The following is a 711-nucleotide window of genomic DNA, read 5'->3' as shown; positions in this document are numbered from 1 at the left end:
GTAGCGCCCGCGCCGTCCTGCTGCCCGCCGAGCGCGAGCGCTACCGCTCCCTCTGCCGGGACGCGGCCGCAGCCCTCACCCGCGAGCTCGTCGGCGCGCACCCGGAGGACTCCGAGACGGAGGTGGCCGCTCGCCTGGCCGGAGCGCTCGTCGCCGCGGGCGCGGATCCCGTCGTGGTGATGGTCGCCGGCGACGGACGCCTGGCCCACCGCCACCCTCTCCCGACCTCGGCTCCCCTGGGCCGGCGGGCGATGATCGTCGTCTGCGCGCGCCGCCACGGACTGGTCGCGAACCTCAGCCGCTGGATCCGGTTCGACGCCGAGGATCCCGCCGCCACCGCGCGCTCGGCCGCCCTGCGGCGGGTCGAGGCGGACGCCTTCCGCGCCACCCGGCCGGGAGTGCCGCTCTCGGAGGTCCTCGCCGAGATCGCCGCCGCCTATCCGCGCCACGGCTTCGACGAGCACGAGTGGACCCGCCACCACCAGGGCGGCGCCGCGGGATACGCCGGCCGCGACCCGCGTGCCACGCCGACCGCGGACGACGTCGTGCGCGACGGCCAGGCCTTCGCCTGGAACCCGACCGCCGCAGCGGCCAAGATCGAGGACACGATCGTGATCGACGGCGAGCAGGTGGAGGTCCTGACCCGCGACGGGGAGTGGCCGGAGACCCTCGTCGACTCGGTGCCGCGTCCCCTGGAGCTGATCCTGTGAC

1 protein-coding gene is annotated in these 711 nt (G+C 76.4%); it reads left to right on the top strand.

The genetic code is table 11. The features are described 5' to 3' along the window. Positions 1 to 710 (top strand): M24 family metallopeptidase (locus NB037_RS19350; protein WP_251948704.1); only part of this gene is annotated, 710 nt, incomplete at its 5' end. Position 711: the final 1 nt, after the last annotated feature.

Source organism: Rathayibacter rubneri (genome assembly GCF_023743255.1).
Taxonomy (GTDB): domain Bacteria; phylum Actinomycetota; class Actinomycetes; order Actinomycetales; family Microbacteriaceae; genus Rathayibacter; species Rathayibacter rubneri.
The sequence above is the reverse complement of the archived record's forward strand: the minus strand, read 5'-3'. Positions and strand labels throughout refer to the sequence as shown.